This is a genomic window from Nisaea sp., from assembly GCF_965216895.1.
GTDB lineage: Bacteria > Pseudomonadota > Alphaproteobacteria > Thalassobaculales > Thalassobaculaceae > Nisaea.
Genome location: NZ_OZ244205.1, coordinates 2,573,250 through 2,587,469 on the forward strand (window position 1 = coordinate 2,573,250; position 14,220 = coordinate 2,587,469).

The following is a 14,220-nucleotide window of genomic DNA, read 5'->3' on the forward strand; positions in this document are numbered from 1 at the left end:
ACAAGAATCACCGATAGCTGCCGTACCTCTCGGGAACCGCACTTGCTTCGAAGCTCCGTGGCATTCATAAGCGCGTGCGGTAAGAGTATCAACGATAATTCGTACCCTGTGACAACATGGTTCAGTACTGATGAAAGTCCTTTTCGCCCACCAGAATATGCCCGGACAGTTCAAGCATCTCGCGCCCGCCCTTGCGGCCGATGGGCATGAGGTGGTCTTCCTGACCAAACCCAAGCGTCCTAATCTTCCCGGCGTGCGCAAGGTCGAATATGAACTGCATCGGCAGGCGGGCAATCCTCCGCACCGGTATTTCGACCGGTTCGAGGACCAGATTCTGCACGGCCAGGCGATCACGCGCGCCTGCCTGAAGCTGCAGGCCCAAGGGTTTACCCCGGACGTGATCTGCGCCCATACCGGCTGGGGCGAGGCGATGTTTCTGAAGGACGTGTTCCCCGAGGCGCGCCTGCTCGCCTTCAACGAGTTCTTCTACCGGTCTCGCGGCACCGATACCGATTTCGTCAACAAGGGACCGGATATCGACCGTGACTGCCGGACCCGCGTGCGCAATGCGCATATGCTGCTCAGCATGGCTGCGGCGGATTGGGGGTATGTTCCGACCTACTGGCAATGGTCGACCCATCCAAAACAGTTCCGCGAGAACATGACGGTGGTCCATGACGGCATCGACACCGACGCCTGCGTGCGCGAACCCGATGCCTTTATCGATCTTGCCGACGGACGCCGGCTGACCGCGAAAGATGAGGTGGTCACGTATGTCGCCCGAAACCTGGAGCCATATCGGGGCTTCGATGTGGTCGCCGCTGCGCTGGAAAAAATTCTTCAGGCGCGGCCGAATGCCCACATCCTGATTACCGGCGGCGAAGAGGTCAGTTACGGTTCGGGGCCCGGCTATGCCGATAGCTGGAAGGACGCGCTGATCCCGCACCGGAAACTCGATGCGAGCCGCCTCCACTTCCTTGGCCGCCTACCCTACGACGAATTCGGCCGGATGCAGTCGATTTCCAGCGCACATATCTATCTCACCTATCCGTTCGTGCTTTCGTGGTCGATGCTGGAGGCGATGGCTAAGGAATGTCTTGTGGTCGCAAGCGACACGGCCCCGGTCCGCGAAGTGATACGTCACGGCAAGAACGGGCTGCTGGTCGAGTACGGCAATCCCGAGCTTTTGGCCGACGCGGTGACCGATGCCCTGGCGAAGGGCAAGAAGCTGAACCCGGTCCGCAAGGCCGCGCGCAAGACGGTCGTCGAGCGCTATGATCTGAAGACGATCTGTTTGCCGATCCAGAAAGACATCGTCGAACGGCTGGGGCGCGGCGAGAACCCTGCCCCGACCAGCAGCATCCCGGCGGACATCGCCAAGGCGATGGGATGGAATGCAACGAAGACGAGCGACCTCGCGCTATGGTCCGAACTGGGAGCCTAGTCGCGTCGCCGGGCGGCGAAGCCGACCGCGCGGCGCTCAAGGCGGAAGCGGGAACGGCCTTTCGCGCAGGCGATCTGGCCGCCGCCCGAGACGCTCTGCAGCGTTACACATGCCTTTTCCCCTCGGAAGTCGACGGCTACGGCAACATGCTGGCCGTTGCGCGGCGCACTCCAGCGGACGGCAAGATGCTCGCCCGGCTCGCCCTGCATGCGCTGCATCTGGCCCCGGCGCGCCCCGGACCGCTGGTGGCGCTCCTTACGACCCTTGCCGAGCGCCGGGAAGCGCTGCCAGAGGGACTTGAAACCTTTGTGTCGCGCTTTCGCGGAGATCAGGATTTCGCACTTGCACGCGCAATCCACCTGCACAGGCTGGGCCGGCCGGTCTGCGCGGAAAGGAAGATCCGGCGCGCGCTGATCCAGATCCCGGACCGTCCGCGCCTCTATCACCAACTCGGTCTCCTGCGGCAAAGCGAAAGCGGGTCCGATCCGGGCAAGGCGTTCAACGAGGCCATTTGTGCGGCGGAGCCGGGCAGCCCGATCGCAGCTGAGGCGGCAGAGCATTTCGCCGCCAATCTGCACGCGACCGGAGATCTGGTCCGCGCTGTCGGGCTGTACCGAAAGGCCCTGGCGGGCCGGCCGGACGCCAGCGGCCTTCGTGCCAATCTTGCTGCGGCGCTGGTCGATTGCGGTGAGGCGGACGCGGCCGAAGCCGAGTTGCAACGCACCCTGATCCTGCAGCCGGGGCACCGGGACGGCTTGTGGCTCTCGTCCTGCTTGAGAATCGGCGCCGGTGATTTCTCCGGAGGATACCGGGCCCACCATGTGCGTTGGACAGAGCCTCACGACGGCGCCCGCACCCTCGAATTCGCTGCGCTCCCGCTCTGGCTCGGGCAGCCGGCGAAAGGGCGGCGCATCCTGGTCTGGGGCGATTTCGGGATCGGCGACGAGATTGTCTTCGCGCCCCTTGCGCAATGGCTGGCGGGGCAGGGAGCCGAGGTGGTCCTCGAGACCGACCCGCGTCTGGTCACGCTCTGCAGGCGCAGTTTCCCGGGCCTCACCGTGGTTGCCCGGGACGGCGCGCCTCAGGATCTCCCGACTTTTGACTTTCATGTCCCTTCGGCCCTGCTGGCCCGTTTCTACGAGAAGTCCGGCCACGCAGCGGAACTGTCTCCGTTCAAGGCGGACCCGGAACGCGTGGCGGAGATCCGCGAGGCGCTCGGCCCGGCGAGCGGCGGGGCGCGGCTGGTCGGATTCTCCTGGGGCGGCGGCGGCGCCCGGACCTCCTGGTCGAAATCCACCGAACTCGCGGACTGGCGGCTGCTGCTCTCCTGTCCCGGAATTCGTCTGGTGAGTCTTCAGTACGGGGGAGCCGGCGGGACGGAAGGACTGCCGGAAGAGATACTCCCGTCGCCCGTCCGCGATCTCCGGAACGATCTCGAAGGCCTCGCCGCCCTCGTCGCCGCTCTCGATGCCACGGTCTCGATTTCCGGCATCAACGCGCACATGGCCGGGGCGCTCGGGCGCCCGGGTTTCATTCTGCTGCCGCGTCTGCCGCTCTGGTTCTGGGGGCGCGAGGGGAGCGGCGCGCGCTGGTATCCGAGCCTTCGCCTGTTCCGCCGCTCGGACACCGGCTGGGAGGTCCCGATCTCGGATCTCTCGGAGGCCGTCAGGCGGTTTCTTTCGCCTTGACCATTGCGGCCTCGGCGAGCCACAGGTCGCCGTAATCGACATCGCGCCAGTCCTCGAACCAGGGACCACCGCGCGTATAGTGGATCGCAGACGGGTAGGAGCCGTCCTCGGGTTTGTCGTACCAGCCCTCGAGCCAGTTCCAGGTGTGGCCGACAGCGCCGATCAACTCGTCCGGTAGCCACTGGAAACGATGCAGGTAGGCGCCGCCCTCCCGGTTGACGACGTCCGGAGTGAGTGCGGCATTGGCGGGATGACCGCAATTGATCAGCATCATGCTGGACCAGTTCTTGCGCGGATAGACGGTCTGGGCCTTGCCATCCATCTTGGTGCGCTCGGTCGGCCGGTAATCGTGCTGGACGCAGATCAGGGCCTTGTCGTCGTCGGCAAGCCCGAACAAATTCGCGACGTCGGTCGTCCAGAGGAAGTCACAATCGCAGAATAGGGCCCAGCCTTCGTAGCCTGCGAGATGCGGGACAAGGAAGCGGGTATAGGTGAATTCGGTGGACGCCAGCGGATCCGCCTCCTTGGCGTAGAGCCCCGCCGCGCGCAGTTCTTCCTGTTTCAGGGGACTGATTTCCAGATCCGACGCGCTGTGACGTCGCAGAGAATGCGCGCAGACGTCGTAGGCGATGGGCTCGCGGCTGTCCCAGCCGATGAAGATCCGCAGGGGGCGGGAGCCGGCAATTGCAGTCATATTTTGCTCCGAAAGGACGAATTGCACGTGCGTCTCATTAGCATGCGCCCGGGCGGTGCCAAAGGTCTCGCTTTGTCGCACGGGCGAGAGCGCTTTGCACCGGTCCAGCCATCCTCTATAAACGCAACGCTTCAGATTTCGTGTTTTTATCTTTCCGTTGCCGGACGGTACTACGTGTCATCCACTCCTGTTTGCGCCATCCAGTATCACCCCGATGCCTACAAGGCCGATCGAGTCGGGGTGAAGGGCCGCCACTCGGCGGGCAGCGGGTTCCTGACCGGGCTGTTCCGGCACGGGCGTGCGCCGTTTCACGCCAGCGTCACCCCGAACGAACGTCACGCGGCCGAATTTGCCGAGGCCGCGCGGCAACGCGACCCGCAAGGACGCGAGACCCGGAATTTCCGGACCATGCTGGCGGCCGATCCCGCCGCGGAGTGTGTCATGGTTCCCGGGCCCGTGTTCGACGAATTCGCATGGGAACGCAGGATCAAGGACCAGCGCGCCTACAGCATTTGCGGCGTGACCCACACCCTGTCCTCGGACCGGATCATTGCCGGCCTTGCCAATTTCCACATTCTGCCGCTTCAGCCCTGGGATGCCTTGGTCTGCACCTCGAGGGTGGCCCGCGATGTCGTCGTCAATGCGATGGAGACCTACGCCGACTATCTGGCGCGGCGGACCGGGGCAAAGTGCGCGACCTCGCTCAAGCTCCCGATCATTCCACTCGGCGTCGACGGCGCACGCTATGCGGAGAACGTGGCGACCCGGCAGTCGTTTCGTGCCGGAATCGGTGCGGGCGAAGGGGATTTCGTGATCCTGTTTCTCGGCCGCTTCACCTTCCACGCCAAGGCGCATCCGGTTCCGATGTATCTCGCCGCCGAACGGGCGGCGAAGCTGCTTCCCGACCGGAAGGTCCATCTCGTCATGGTCGGGCAGGCGCCGAACGAGAACATCCTGAAGCTCTTCAAGAGCGGCGCAGAGACCTACACCGACGCGGCCGAGGTCCATTTTGTCGACGGACGGGACGACGGTCTCGTCAGCGGTTCCTGGCAAGGCGCCGATGTCTTCCTTTCCCTCTCCGACAATATCCAGGAAACCTTCGGTCTGACGCCGATCGAGGCCATGGCGGCGGGGTTACCCGCGGTGGTGAGCGACTGGGACGGCTACAAGGACACCGTCGTGCACGGCGAGACCGGGTTCCGGGTCCCGACGGCCACCCCCGGTTCCGGGAGCGGACTGGAGTTCGCGGTCAAGTATCAGACCCGGCAGGAAGATTACGACCGTTTCGTTGGCAGGGCCTGCATGTCGACCTCGTGCGACCTGCAGGCGACAACGGACGCCCTGGTGCAGTTGGCGAAGGATCCGGGACTGCGCGCCCGGATGGGCGACGCGGGACGGGCGAGGGCCCGATCCCACTATGACTGGTCGGTCGTGATCCGGGCCTACGAGGAACTGTGGCTTGAGCTGCGGGAGCTGCGCTCAGCCGCCGCCGAGGTTGCTCCACGGCAGGACCAGGAAAGCCCCCACCCGCTCTACCCGGACCCGTTCGGCATCTTCGCACCGCATCCAAGTTTCGTGCTTTCCGAGGATACCGTTATCAGCGCCGATCCGGAATCCCGCCTTGCCGGCTTCGACGACCTCACGCGTCATCCCTTCTGTTCCTTCTCGAGCGATCTCATGCTTCCGAGCCAGGTCTTGCCAGACCTGCTCGCCCGACTGACTGCCGGAGGGCCGCTTTCGGTCGGCGAGATCGAACGGCTCGTTGCTCCGGAAATGCAGCAGCATCTTCGCCGCAGCCTGCCGTGGCTCGCCAAATTCGGTTTGATCAAGTTGAGTTCGCAATGAAACCTATCGATCTCCCCGCCAGAGCGAAACTGCACCGCGACGCCAAAGCCGCCTTGGCGCAAATCGCCGAGGGCAAACTCGACGAAGCACAGAAGATCTCCGCCCAGATGTTCAAGGATGTCGGCCAGACGGCAATCCAGGCCGGTCTCGAGGCCAGACTGGCTTTTGAACGCAAGAACCCCGCCCGGGCCCGCGAACTCCTCGCCGCTGCCCTGAAGATGGCATCACCCGGGGATGTGACGCTCATTCGACTGGCGATCGATTTGGCGCGGAAAATCGGCGACAGCAAATTCACCGAGGACGTGTTCAGAGTCGCCCTCGACCGTGTCCCCAGCGACGCCACCGTACGCTATGCCGCCGGCGGCTACTGTTACCGCAAGGGTATCCTGCCCGCCGCCCGGAGCCATCTCGAGGCGGCAGTCAATCTGCGGCCGCGCTTTCTCGACGCCATGCGCGACCTCGCGCTGCTCTATTTCGAGCTTGGCGAGAAGGATCGGGCGGTGAGGGTTCTGGACCGAGCCTGCGCGTTCGACCCCAAGGTACGGGATATGGTGCTGGAAATCGGGAACCAGCGGTACAAGGTCCCGAACTTCAAGGGCGCGATCCAGGCCTACGAGCTGACGGTGGCGCAAGATCCGCTATTCTCCTCTGCCTATTCGAACCTGGCCTCGGTCTATCGGCAGAGCGGTCTTTTCGACGAAGGGGAACAATCGCTCAAGAGAGCGCTCGTCGTTGAGCCCACGAATTCCGGTGCTCTCTACAATCTCGGAAACCTCATGAAAGAGAGGGCGTGCCTGGATCGGTCGGTCCGGTCTTTCCGGCAGGCCATCGTATTGCGGCCCGACGAGCCGACCTTCCACTGGAACCTCTCGCTGGCGCTGCTTGCCGCCGGCAATCTGCGGGACGGCTTCAAGGAATACGAGTGGCGCTGGAAAACCGCGACTTTCCCGACGAAGAAACGGGACCTGAAAAAGCCCGAATGGGACGGGTCTCCGCTTGAAGGGCGTACATTGCTCATTCTCGCGGAGCAAGGGATCGGGGATGCGCTGCAATTCCTGAGATTTGTCCCCGCGGCGGTAGAACAGGCGCAGGCGGGCACCAAGAAAGGCCGGATCCTTCTCGAGGCCCATGAAGAGATCCTCGAGGTCTATTCAGACTATGAGCCCATGGTCGAACTGGTACCGCGTAGACCGGGCAAAGAACCGGAATTCGACTGCCACTTTGCGCAGCTCTCTCTCCCGCTGATGCTTGGCGTCGATACCGTCGAGGATCTTCCGAAAGCTCCCTACATCAATGCAATCGGTCCGGACCGGTTTCCGGTACCGGACCTCGATGCCGGAAAACTCAATGTCGGTATCGTCTGGGGCGGCAACCCGGCATTTCCGGGCGACAATATTAGGTCCTCGTCGGTCGAGCATTACCTGCCGCTCTTCGGGCTCGGGGGTATCCAGTGCTACAGCCTGCAGAAGGGCCCGCGGGAAGCGGACCTCGCCCAGGCCCCGGCCTCGCTCATTCCGCTCAGCAGGGACATCACGTCCTTCGCCGACACCGTCTCGATCGTTCGTCAGCTCGACGTCACGGTAACCACCTGCACGTCGGTGGCGCATCTTGTCGGCGGCATGGGCTGTCCGGTCTTCGTGCTGCTCTCGCACAATCCGGACTGGCGCTGGCTGCAGCACCGCGACGACAGCCCGTGGTATCCCTCGGCCCGCCTGTTTCGGCAGTCCGAACCGGGGGACTGGAGCGGGGTGATCGAGCGGGTCGGCGCGGCCCTCTGCGAACTCAGGGATGCGAAAGGAACATCGTGACGCGGGTTTTATTCGCCTGGGAACTCGGCGACGGCTTCGGGCATGTGAACCGCCTGCTCCCGATCGCGCGCCTCCTCAAGGAAAACGGCGTTACATGTGGTTTCGCCGTGCGCAATCTGACTGTGACTCACCCGGTCATCGCACGCGACGGTTTCCGGGTGTTCCAGTGTCCGCTGGTGAGACCCTATGTACCGAAGGAGGTCGAAGGCAAACCGATCGCATCGATCGGCGACGTGCTCGCGACGGTGGGCTACGTGAACCCGGATCTTCTCGCCGCCCTGACCGACGGCTGGGCGGCGATCATCGACTCGTTCGACCCGGACCTGATCGTCTCTGACTATTCTCCAACGGCCGGGCTCGCGGCTTTCGGCGAACGGCCGATCGTCCCGATCGGCGACTGGTTCACGCTCCCGCCCGGCAACTGGTCGGAATTCCGGACCTTCAAGGAACATCCCAACCGGGTCGAGCCGGGAGAGCTGCTGGAAACCGTCCAGGAAGTACAGCGCCGCCGCGGCAAGCCGGTCCCGGACCGCGTTCCGGCACTGATGCATGGAGCACGGAACTTCGTGGTCACGATCCCGGAACTGGATCCCTATCATGCGTTCCGGGAAAACACCTCGAGCTCGCCGCTCAGCCCACTCCCCGAGCCCGCGACGGCGGAGCCGGTGCAGGACTATTTCGGCTATCTTTCACACAGCTATCCCGGAACCCCGAAAGTTCTTGCGGCGCTCGCCGGCAAGGACTGGACCGGGGAGATCTTTCTGCGCGATGCCAATGACGAGGTCAGGGCGGCCTGGCGCGAACGGGGCTTGAAGATCCACGCGACACCGCAGCCGATCGAAGAGGTCGTCGGACGCGCGCGGGCCGTCATCCATCACGGCGGGATCGGAACCCTCGAACAGGTGCTTGCAATGGGACGACCGCAATGCATTGTGCCCAGGCATTTCGAGCAGCAGAAAAACGGTGAGTTCGCCGGCAAACTCGGCGCCGCGACCGTTCTCAGGAGTTCCAACCGGTTCACCGAGGACCATGCCAGCCAGGCCATCGGGGCCGTGCTGACCGGTCCGCAATTCACCGAGAGCGCGCGCCGTGCCGCGGACGGTCTGGCGCGCCGGGGACCGTTCAATCTGCTTGCAGAGATCACCGAGTATATCCTATCGACGTTGGCAAGGCGCTGACATCCAATGAGCCACCTGGAGGGAATGAACCATGGCTGTTGAAAACAAATTTCCGGGCAAAGATCTGAGCGACGACGATATTGCCGGGAAGATCCCGCTGGTGGCCAAGAAGTCGCCCGACCACAAGACGGTCTTCACCTGCGGCGGCATCGAGATCGGCGGCCCTCTGGTACCCGTGATGGCGGGTCCGAACACGGTCGAGACCGAGGACCTGATCGTAGAGAGCGCGAAAGCGATCAAGGCCGCCGGCGGCCACTTCCTGCGCGGCGGAGCATTCAAGCCGCTCAGCTTTCCCTATCGCAGCCCGAAATTCTTCGAGCCGCGCGAAGACGGCCTGAAATGGCTGTCCGTCGCGAAGCAGGAAACCGGCCTGCCGATCGTTACCGAGGTCATGGAAATCTCGAAGATCGACATCGTCGCCAAGCATTCGGACATGCTGCAGATCGGCACGCGCAACATGCAGAATTATCCGCTGCTGACCGAGGTCGGCAAGACGGGGATGCCAGTGATGCTGAAACGCGGCTACGGCTCCTCACTGCGCGACTGGCTGATGGCGGCCGAATATATCGCGCTGGAGCATGACCGGCTCGGCATCGCGCCGCAGATCGTGCTCTGTGAGCGCGGCGTCGTCGCGCCGCATACGCACCGTGCGACCTCCCGCTTCATGCTCGACCTTCAGGTCGTTCCGGCAGCGCAGGAAGTGACCCATCTGCCGGTCATGACCGACCCGTCCCACGCCACATTCTGGCAGCCCTGGGTGAAATCCATGATGCTGGCGTCGCTTGCCGGCGGCGCGGATGCGCTGATGCTGGAAGTGCACCCCGATCCCCGGAACGCCGCCGTGGACCCGCTTCAGGCGAGTTCGTTCGAACAGTTTGACGATATGATGAAGGCCATGCGTCCGGTCGCTGCGGCCATCGGCCGGACACTTGATGCCGGGAGCAACAGCTAGGGTCTTCCGCGTCGGGCGTGAATTGCCGGACGTACCAGGAAAAACGCACCATAAGCGAGCGCGATGGCCGGCGAAGGTCGCCGGCCATCGTGCGCCCCCTCCCTCTCTCGAGGGCCCCGTCCCTTGCCGTCTGAGGAACCCGCCTCTTAGAACTCGATCCCGGCCTGCGCCTTGAAGCCGGAGCGGAAGGGATGCTTGATCTGCGTCATCTCGGTAACGAGATGGGCGGCCTCGATCAGCTCTTCCTTGGCGTTGCGGCCGGTGACGATGACATGCAGGTCCGAGCGCTTGTTCCTGAGCGTCTCCAGCACCTCTTCCAGCGGCAGGTAATCGTAGCGCAGGACGATATTGAGTTCGTCCAGAAGCACCATGTTGATCTTCGGATCCGCCATCAACTCCTTCGCCTGTTCCCAGGCGGCGCGGGCGGCGGCGATGTCGCGGTTGAGATCCTGGGTGTCCCAGGTGAAGCCCTCGCCCATGGTGCGGATGAAGACCTGGTCGGAGAAGGCCTCGAGGATCTTGCGCTCGCCGGTCTCCCACTTGCCCTTCACGAACTGCACCACGCCGACATTCATGCCATGGCCGATGGCGCGGCAGACCATGCCGAAGGCGGCGGTGCTCTTGCCCTTGCCCTTGCCGGTATGGACGATCAGCAGCCCGCCGGTCTCGGTCTTGGTGGCCATGATCTTGTTCCGGGCGGCCTTCTTCTTCGCCATCTTCTCGGCGTGGCGGGCGGCCTTTTCCGGATCGATCTCGGTGTCCTGGATCTCGTCGCTCATGCTCTCTCTCCCTCTTGCCCCATCATGGCATCGCCGGCCCCCGCAGGGTCAACCGGCAAGCGCCGTCAATTCCCCGTGCACCGCGTTGCGGCGCGGGCGCCAGAGCCCGCGGTCGAGCGCTTCCTTGAGCCGTGCGGCCATCTCCTTCAGCGCTGCCGGATTGTGCCGCTCGAGGAACTCCCGAACCGACGGATCCTCCAGATAGGCATCGTAGACGGCGTCGAAATGATGGTCGCCGACGCAGCGCGCGGTCGCGGCGAAGGCGAACATGTAATCGACCGTGGCCGCCATCTCGAAGGCGCCCTTGTAGCCGTGCCGCATCACGCCGGTGATCCATTTCGGGTTCACCACCCGGGCGCGCACGACGCGCGCGACTTCCTCCTCGAGCGAGCGGATGCGCGGGCTCTCGGGTCGCGAATGATCGTTGTGATAGACCTTCGGCTGGTTGCCCGAGAGATGCCGGATCGCGGCGGTGATGCCGCCCTCGAACTGGTAGTAGTCGTCGCTGTCGAGCAGGTCGTGTTCACGGTTGTCCTGGTTGTGCAGCACCAGTTCCACATCCTTCAGGCGCGACTCGAACAGCGCATGCGCGGCCTCGCCCTCGGCGCCCTTGCCGTAGGCATAGCCGCCCCAGGCAAGATAGGCTTTGGCGAGGTCTTCCTCGCTTTCCCAGAGCTGCTCGTCGATCATCGCCTGCAGGCCCGCCCCATAGGCACCGGGCTTGGAGCCGAAGACGCGGTAGCCGGCCCGCTTCTCCGCCGCCTCGCGGTCCGCGCCGGCATTCTCGAACGCGGCCGCGTCGGCCCGGTAGCGGGCGGCGAGCGGGTTCTCGGCCGGCGTTTCGTCCAGCTTCGCGACGGCTCGGGCGGCGCTGTCGATCAGGTCGATCTGGAACGGGAAAGCGTCGCGGAAGAAACCGGAGACGCGGAAGGTGACGTCAATGCGCGGCCGGTCAAGCACCGAGACCGGCAGAATCTCGAAGCCGGTGACGCGGCCGCTGGCGACATCCCATTCCGGCTTTACCCCCATCAGCGCGAGGGCCTGGGCGATATCATCGCCGCCGGTCCGCATGTTCGCCGTACCCCAGGCGGACAGCGCGAGCCGCTCCGGCCAGCTGCCGTTTTCCTGCCGGTAGCGTTCGAGCAGCAGAGAAGCGGATTTCCAGCCGAGCTGCCAGGCCGCTGGGGTCGGGACCGCACGGGTATCGACGGAATAGAAATTGCGGCCGGTCGGCAGTACGTCCGGCCGTCCGCGGGTCGGCGCGCCGGACGAACCGGGCGCAACGAAGCGGCCGGCGAGGCCTTTCAGGAGGCCGTCGAGCTCGGCATCGCCGCAGTGCGTGACGGTGGGGCGCAGATGCGTGTCGACGGTGTCGAGCACGGCGCGGGTCCGCTCCCAGGCCGGATCGGGCACGGTGCGCCCGGCGACAAGCGCGTGGGCGAGAAGTTCCAGCCGCTCGACCGTGTCGCCGTGGCTGCGCCAGGGAGCGTCGTCGACCGACGCGAGAGCATCCGGGCGGGCGCCGGTCCAGTCCGCGGCCATGTCCGCCGCCAGCGGGTCGAACGGTTCGCCTGCGACTTCGAGGCCGAGATCACGGGCGAGCGCGCGTTGCAGGGAGGCATCGCCGCCTTCGCCCTGTCCGCGCGGGACGCGGACCAGCGCGGTCAGCAAGTCGTCCAGCAATCGGCCTTCCGGCGCGGCGCCGAAAATGTGCAGCCCGTCGCGGATCTGCAGTTCCTTCAGCTCGCAGAGATAGCCGTCCAGCCGGTTCAGCCTTTCCGCCTCGTCATCGGAGGCAGACAAGCCGAGATCCTTGTCGAGGCCAATCGCGGCCATCTTCTCGAGGATCTGTTCCGAGAGCAGTTTCAGACGGCGCGGATCGACCCCGGCTGCCTGGTAATATTCGTCGACCAGCCCCTCCAGCTCCTTCAGCGGCCCGTAGCTCTCGGCCCGGGTCAGCGGCGGGGTCAGGTGGTCGACGATGACGGCGGCTGACCGGCGCTTCGCCTGCGTGCCCTCTCCCGGATCGTTGACGATGAAGGAATAGAGATGCGGTACCGGGCCGAAGACGGCTTCCGGATAGCATTCTTCCGAGAGCGCCAGCGCCTTGCCCGGCAGCCATTCCATGTTGCCGTGCTTGCCCATGTGGATCACGGCATGGGCACCGAACTCCTGCCGCAACCAGAAATAGAAGGCGAGATAGCCATGCGGCGGGACGAGGTCCGGCGAGTGATAGGTCTCGGTCGGATCGATATTGTAGCCGCGCGCAGGCTGGATCCCGACGACGATATTGCCGAGAGAGAGCACCGAAAGCCGGAAAGTCTCGCCGATGACGAAGGGATCGCTCTCCGGCGCTCCCCAGCGTGCGTCGATCTCGTTCCGGACCTTATCCGGCAAGGATGCGAAGGCGGCCTTGTAGGCGTCGAGCGAGAAGGTGGCGCCACCCAAACGACCGGCGCGATCGGAGAGGTCGTTGGTCGGACCGGAGGACATCCGGCCGATCAGGGCATCGCCGTTGATCGGGATGTCCCGCACTTCGTGGCCGGCATCGGAAAGGGCGCGGAGCACGTTGACCGTCCCAGCCGGGGTGTCGAGCCCGACACCGTTGCCAAGCCGCCCGTCCCGGTTCGGATAGTTCGCCAGCACCAGCGCAATCCGGCGTTCGCGCGCGTCCGTCCGGCGCAGCTTCGCCCAGCCCGCCGCGAGTTTCGCCGTGAAAGCGATGCGGTCCGGAACCGGGGCGTAGGTCACGATGGCACATTCCGTCGCCGTGTCGCGCCGAGCCTCGGCCTTGAAGGAAACGGCACGGGCGAGAACGCGCCCGTCCACTTCCGGCAGGGCGACGTTCATTGCGATGTCGCGGGCGGAGAGTCCGGCGGTCGAGGTTTCCCAGCCTTCCCGGTTGCCGCCGGAGAAGATCACCTGCAGCACGGTGCAGTCGGCCGGATCGAAGGGTGTCGCGCTGCCGGGCGCGCCGGGCTTGGAGACGGCGAAGCCGGTGGCGTTCAGGATCACGCCCGGCGGTGCGCCGTCGATCGCATCCCGGATCAGGTCGGCCGAAACCGGATCCTTCAGGCTGGAGACATAGATCGGCACCGGTGCGAGACCCTCCGCCCGCATTGCCTCGACGAGCGCGTCGACCGGCGCGGTGTTCCCCGCCTGCACAAGCGCCCGGTAGAAGACGACAGACGCCGGAATCGCATCCGGCGCGGAGGCGGAGAGCACCTCTTCCAGAGACGGGTGATTGCGGCCCGGCAGGTAATAGCCCGCCTTCGGTAGCGGCGCCGGCTCGCGCCAGTCCGTCTCCGTGCCGATCAGGCTGGCGGCATAACGCACGGCTTCCGCCGCATTGCCGGTTCCGCCCTCGATCAGGTAACGCCAGAGCCGCTGGCAGGCGGCGGTGTCGAGCGTGCCGTGTCCGGTCAGTTCCGGGTCCGGCTGGTCGTCCCCGGGCAGGAAGGCGAGCGGGATTTTCTTTCGCCGGCAGTAAGCCGCGAGTTGCTCGACGCCGTAGGGCCAGTAGCCGGAGCCGCCGATCACCCGCGCGACCACGAGCCTGGCATGCGCCACCATCTCCTCGACATAGAGGTCGACGGAGAGGTTGTGGCCGAGTTGCATGAGGTTGGCGAGACGGAGGCTCGGGAAGGTGCCCTCATGCCCCGCCGTCACCTGCGCATAGCCCTGGGCGAGGCAGGACAGTTCGGTGTCCGCCGCGCTCAGGATCAGGATGTCGCCCGGCGTCTGACCGAGATCGACAGCCTCGCTGCCGTCGGTGACCGTGCCGGGGGTTGCCGCCAGTAGATGCATGGGGCCTCCGCTGAGGAGAGGCCGG

The 14,220-nt window shown here is 65.0% G+C and carries 9 protein-coding genes; 6 read left to right on the forward strand and 3 right to left on the reverse strand.

All coding sequences use genetic code 11. The annotated features are described in order from the left end of the window. The first annotated feature begins 130 nt into the window (after window positions 1–130). On the forward strand, window positions 131–1,444 hold the full coding sequence (locus tag ACOOE1_RS12370) for a glycosyltransferase family 4 protein (RefSeq protein WP_420402501.1): 1,314 nt from the start codon (window positions 131–133) through the stop codon (window positions 1,442–1,444). Beyond that, entirely contained in the window at window positions 1,423–3,132 is a 1,710-nt protein-coding gene (locus tag ACOOE1_RS12375; protein WP_420402502.1) for a tetratricopeptide repeat protein, read from the forward strand. Before ACOOE1_RS12370 ends, ACOOE1_RS12375 begins: the two co-directional genes overlap by 22 nt. On the opposite strand, the gene ACOOE1_RS12380 is transcribed toward ACOOE1_RS12375, so the two are convergent. After that, window positions 3,110–3,826 (reverse strand): hypothetical protein, encoded by a 717-nt coding sequence (locus ACOOE1_RS12380; RefSeq protein ID WP_420402503.1) that lies wholly within the window; start codon window positions 3,824–3,826, stop codon window positions 3,110–3,112. The two genes, ACOOE1_RS12375 and ACOOE1_RS12380, sit on opposite strands and share 23 nt — an antisense overlap. 174 nt (window positions 3,827–4,000) lie before the next feature. On the opposite strand from ACOOE1_RS12380, the gene ACOOE1_RS12385 reads away from it, so the two are divergent. The 4 genes from ACOOE1_RS12385 to ACOOE1_RS12400 are packed head-to-tail and all read left to right on the forward strand — an operon-like array spanning window position 4,001 to window position 9,609. Then, window positions 4,001–5,671 (forward strand): glycosyltransferase family 4 protein, encoded by a 1,671-nt coding sequence (locus ACOOE1_RS12385; protein WP_420402504.1) that lies wholly within the window; start codon window positions 4,001–4,003, stop codon window positions 5,669–5,671. Beyond that, entirely contained in the window at window positions 5,668–7,479 is a 1,812-nt protein-coding gene (locus ACOOE1_RS12390) for a tetratricopeptide repeat protein (protein ID WP_420402505.1), read from the forward strand. Before ACOOE1_RS12385 ends, ACOOE1_RS12390 begins: the two co-directional genes overlap by 4 nt. Further along, on the forward strand, window positions 7,476–8,657 hold the full coding sequence (locus tag ACOOE1_RS12395) for a glycosyltransferase (protein ID WP_420402506.1): 1,182 nt from the start codon (window positions 7,476–7,478) through the stop codon (window positions 8,655–8,657). Before ACOOE1_RS12390 ends, ACOOE1_RS12395 begins: the two co-directional genes overlap by 4 nt. A gap of 31 nt (window positions 8,658–8,688) precedes the next feature. Further along, complete coding sequence (locus ACOOE1_RS12400; RefSeq protein ID WP_420402507.1) at window positions 8,689–9,609, forward strand: 3-deoxy-7-phosphoheptulonate synthase; 921 nt, start codon at window positions 8,689–8,691, stop codon at window positions 9,607–9,609. A 146-nt stretch (window positions 9,610–9,755) separates the two neighbouring features. On the opposite strand, the gene cobO is transcribed toward ACOOE1_RS12400, so the two are convergent. Continuing rightward, entirely contained in the window at window positions 9,756–10,388 is a 633-nt protein-coding gene (cobO, locus tag ACOOE1_RS12405; protein ID WP_420402508.1) for a cob(I)yrinic acid a,c-diamide adenosyltransferase, read from the reverse strand. Between the two features lie 48 nt (window positions 10,389–10,436). Next, window positions 10,437–14,195 (reverse strand): cobaltochelatase subunit CobN, encoded by a 3,759-nt coding sequence (cobN, locus tag ACOOE1_RS12410; RefSeq protein ID WP_420402509.1) that lies wholly within the window; start codon window positions 14,193–14,195, stop codon window positions 10,437–10,439. Between the last annotated feature and the right edge of the window lie 25 nt (window positions 14,196–14,220).

What these genes read in the sequence shown, in the direction of transcription:
- ACOOE1_RS12370 (WP_420402501.1), top strand. Translation starts at nt 131, where the DNA reads ATGAAAGTCCTTTTCGCCCACCAGAATATGCCCGGACAGTTCAAGCAT.
- ACOOE1_RS12375 (WP_420402502.1), top strand. Translation starts at nt 1,423, where the DNA reads ATGGTCCGAACTGGGAGCCTAGTCGCGTCGCCGGGCGGCGAAGCCGAC.
- ACOOE1_RS12380 (WP_420402503.1), bottom strand. Translation starts at nt 3,826, where the DNA reads ATGACTGCAATTGCCGGCTCCCGCCCCCTGCGGATCTTCATCGGCTGG.
- ACOOE1_RS12390 (WP_420402505.1), top strand. Translation starts at nt 5,668, where the DNA reads ATGAAACCTATCGATCTCCCCGCCAGAGCGAAACTGCACCGCGACGCC.
- ACOOE1_RS12400 (WP_420402507.1), top strand. Translation starts at nt 8,689, where the DNA reads ATGGCTGTTGAAAACAAATTTCCGGGCAAAGATCTGAGCGACGACGAT.
- cobO (WP_420402508.1), bottom strand. Translation starts at nt 10,388, where the DNA reads ATGAGCGACGAGATCCAGGACACCGAGATCGATCCGGAAAAGGCCGCC.
- cobN (WP_420402509.1), bottom strand. Translation starts at nt 14,195, where the DNA reads ATGCATCTACTGGCGGCAACCCCCGGCACGGTCACCGACGGCAGCGAG.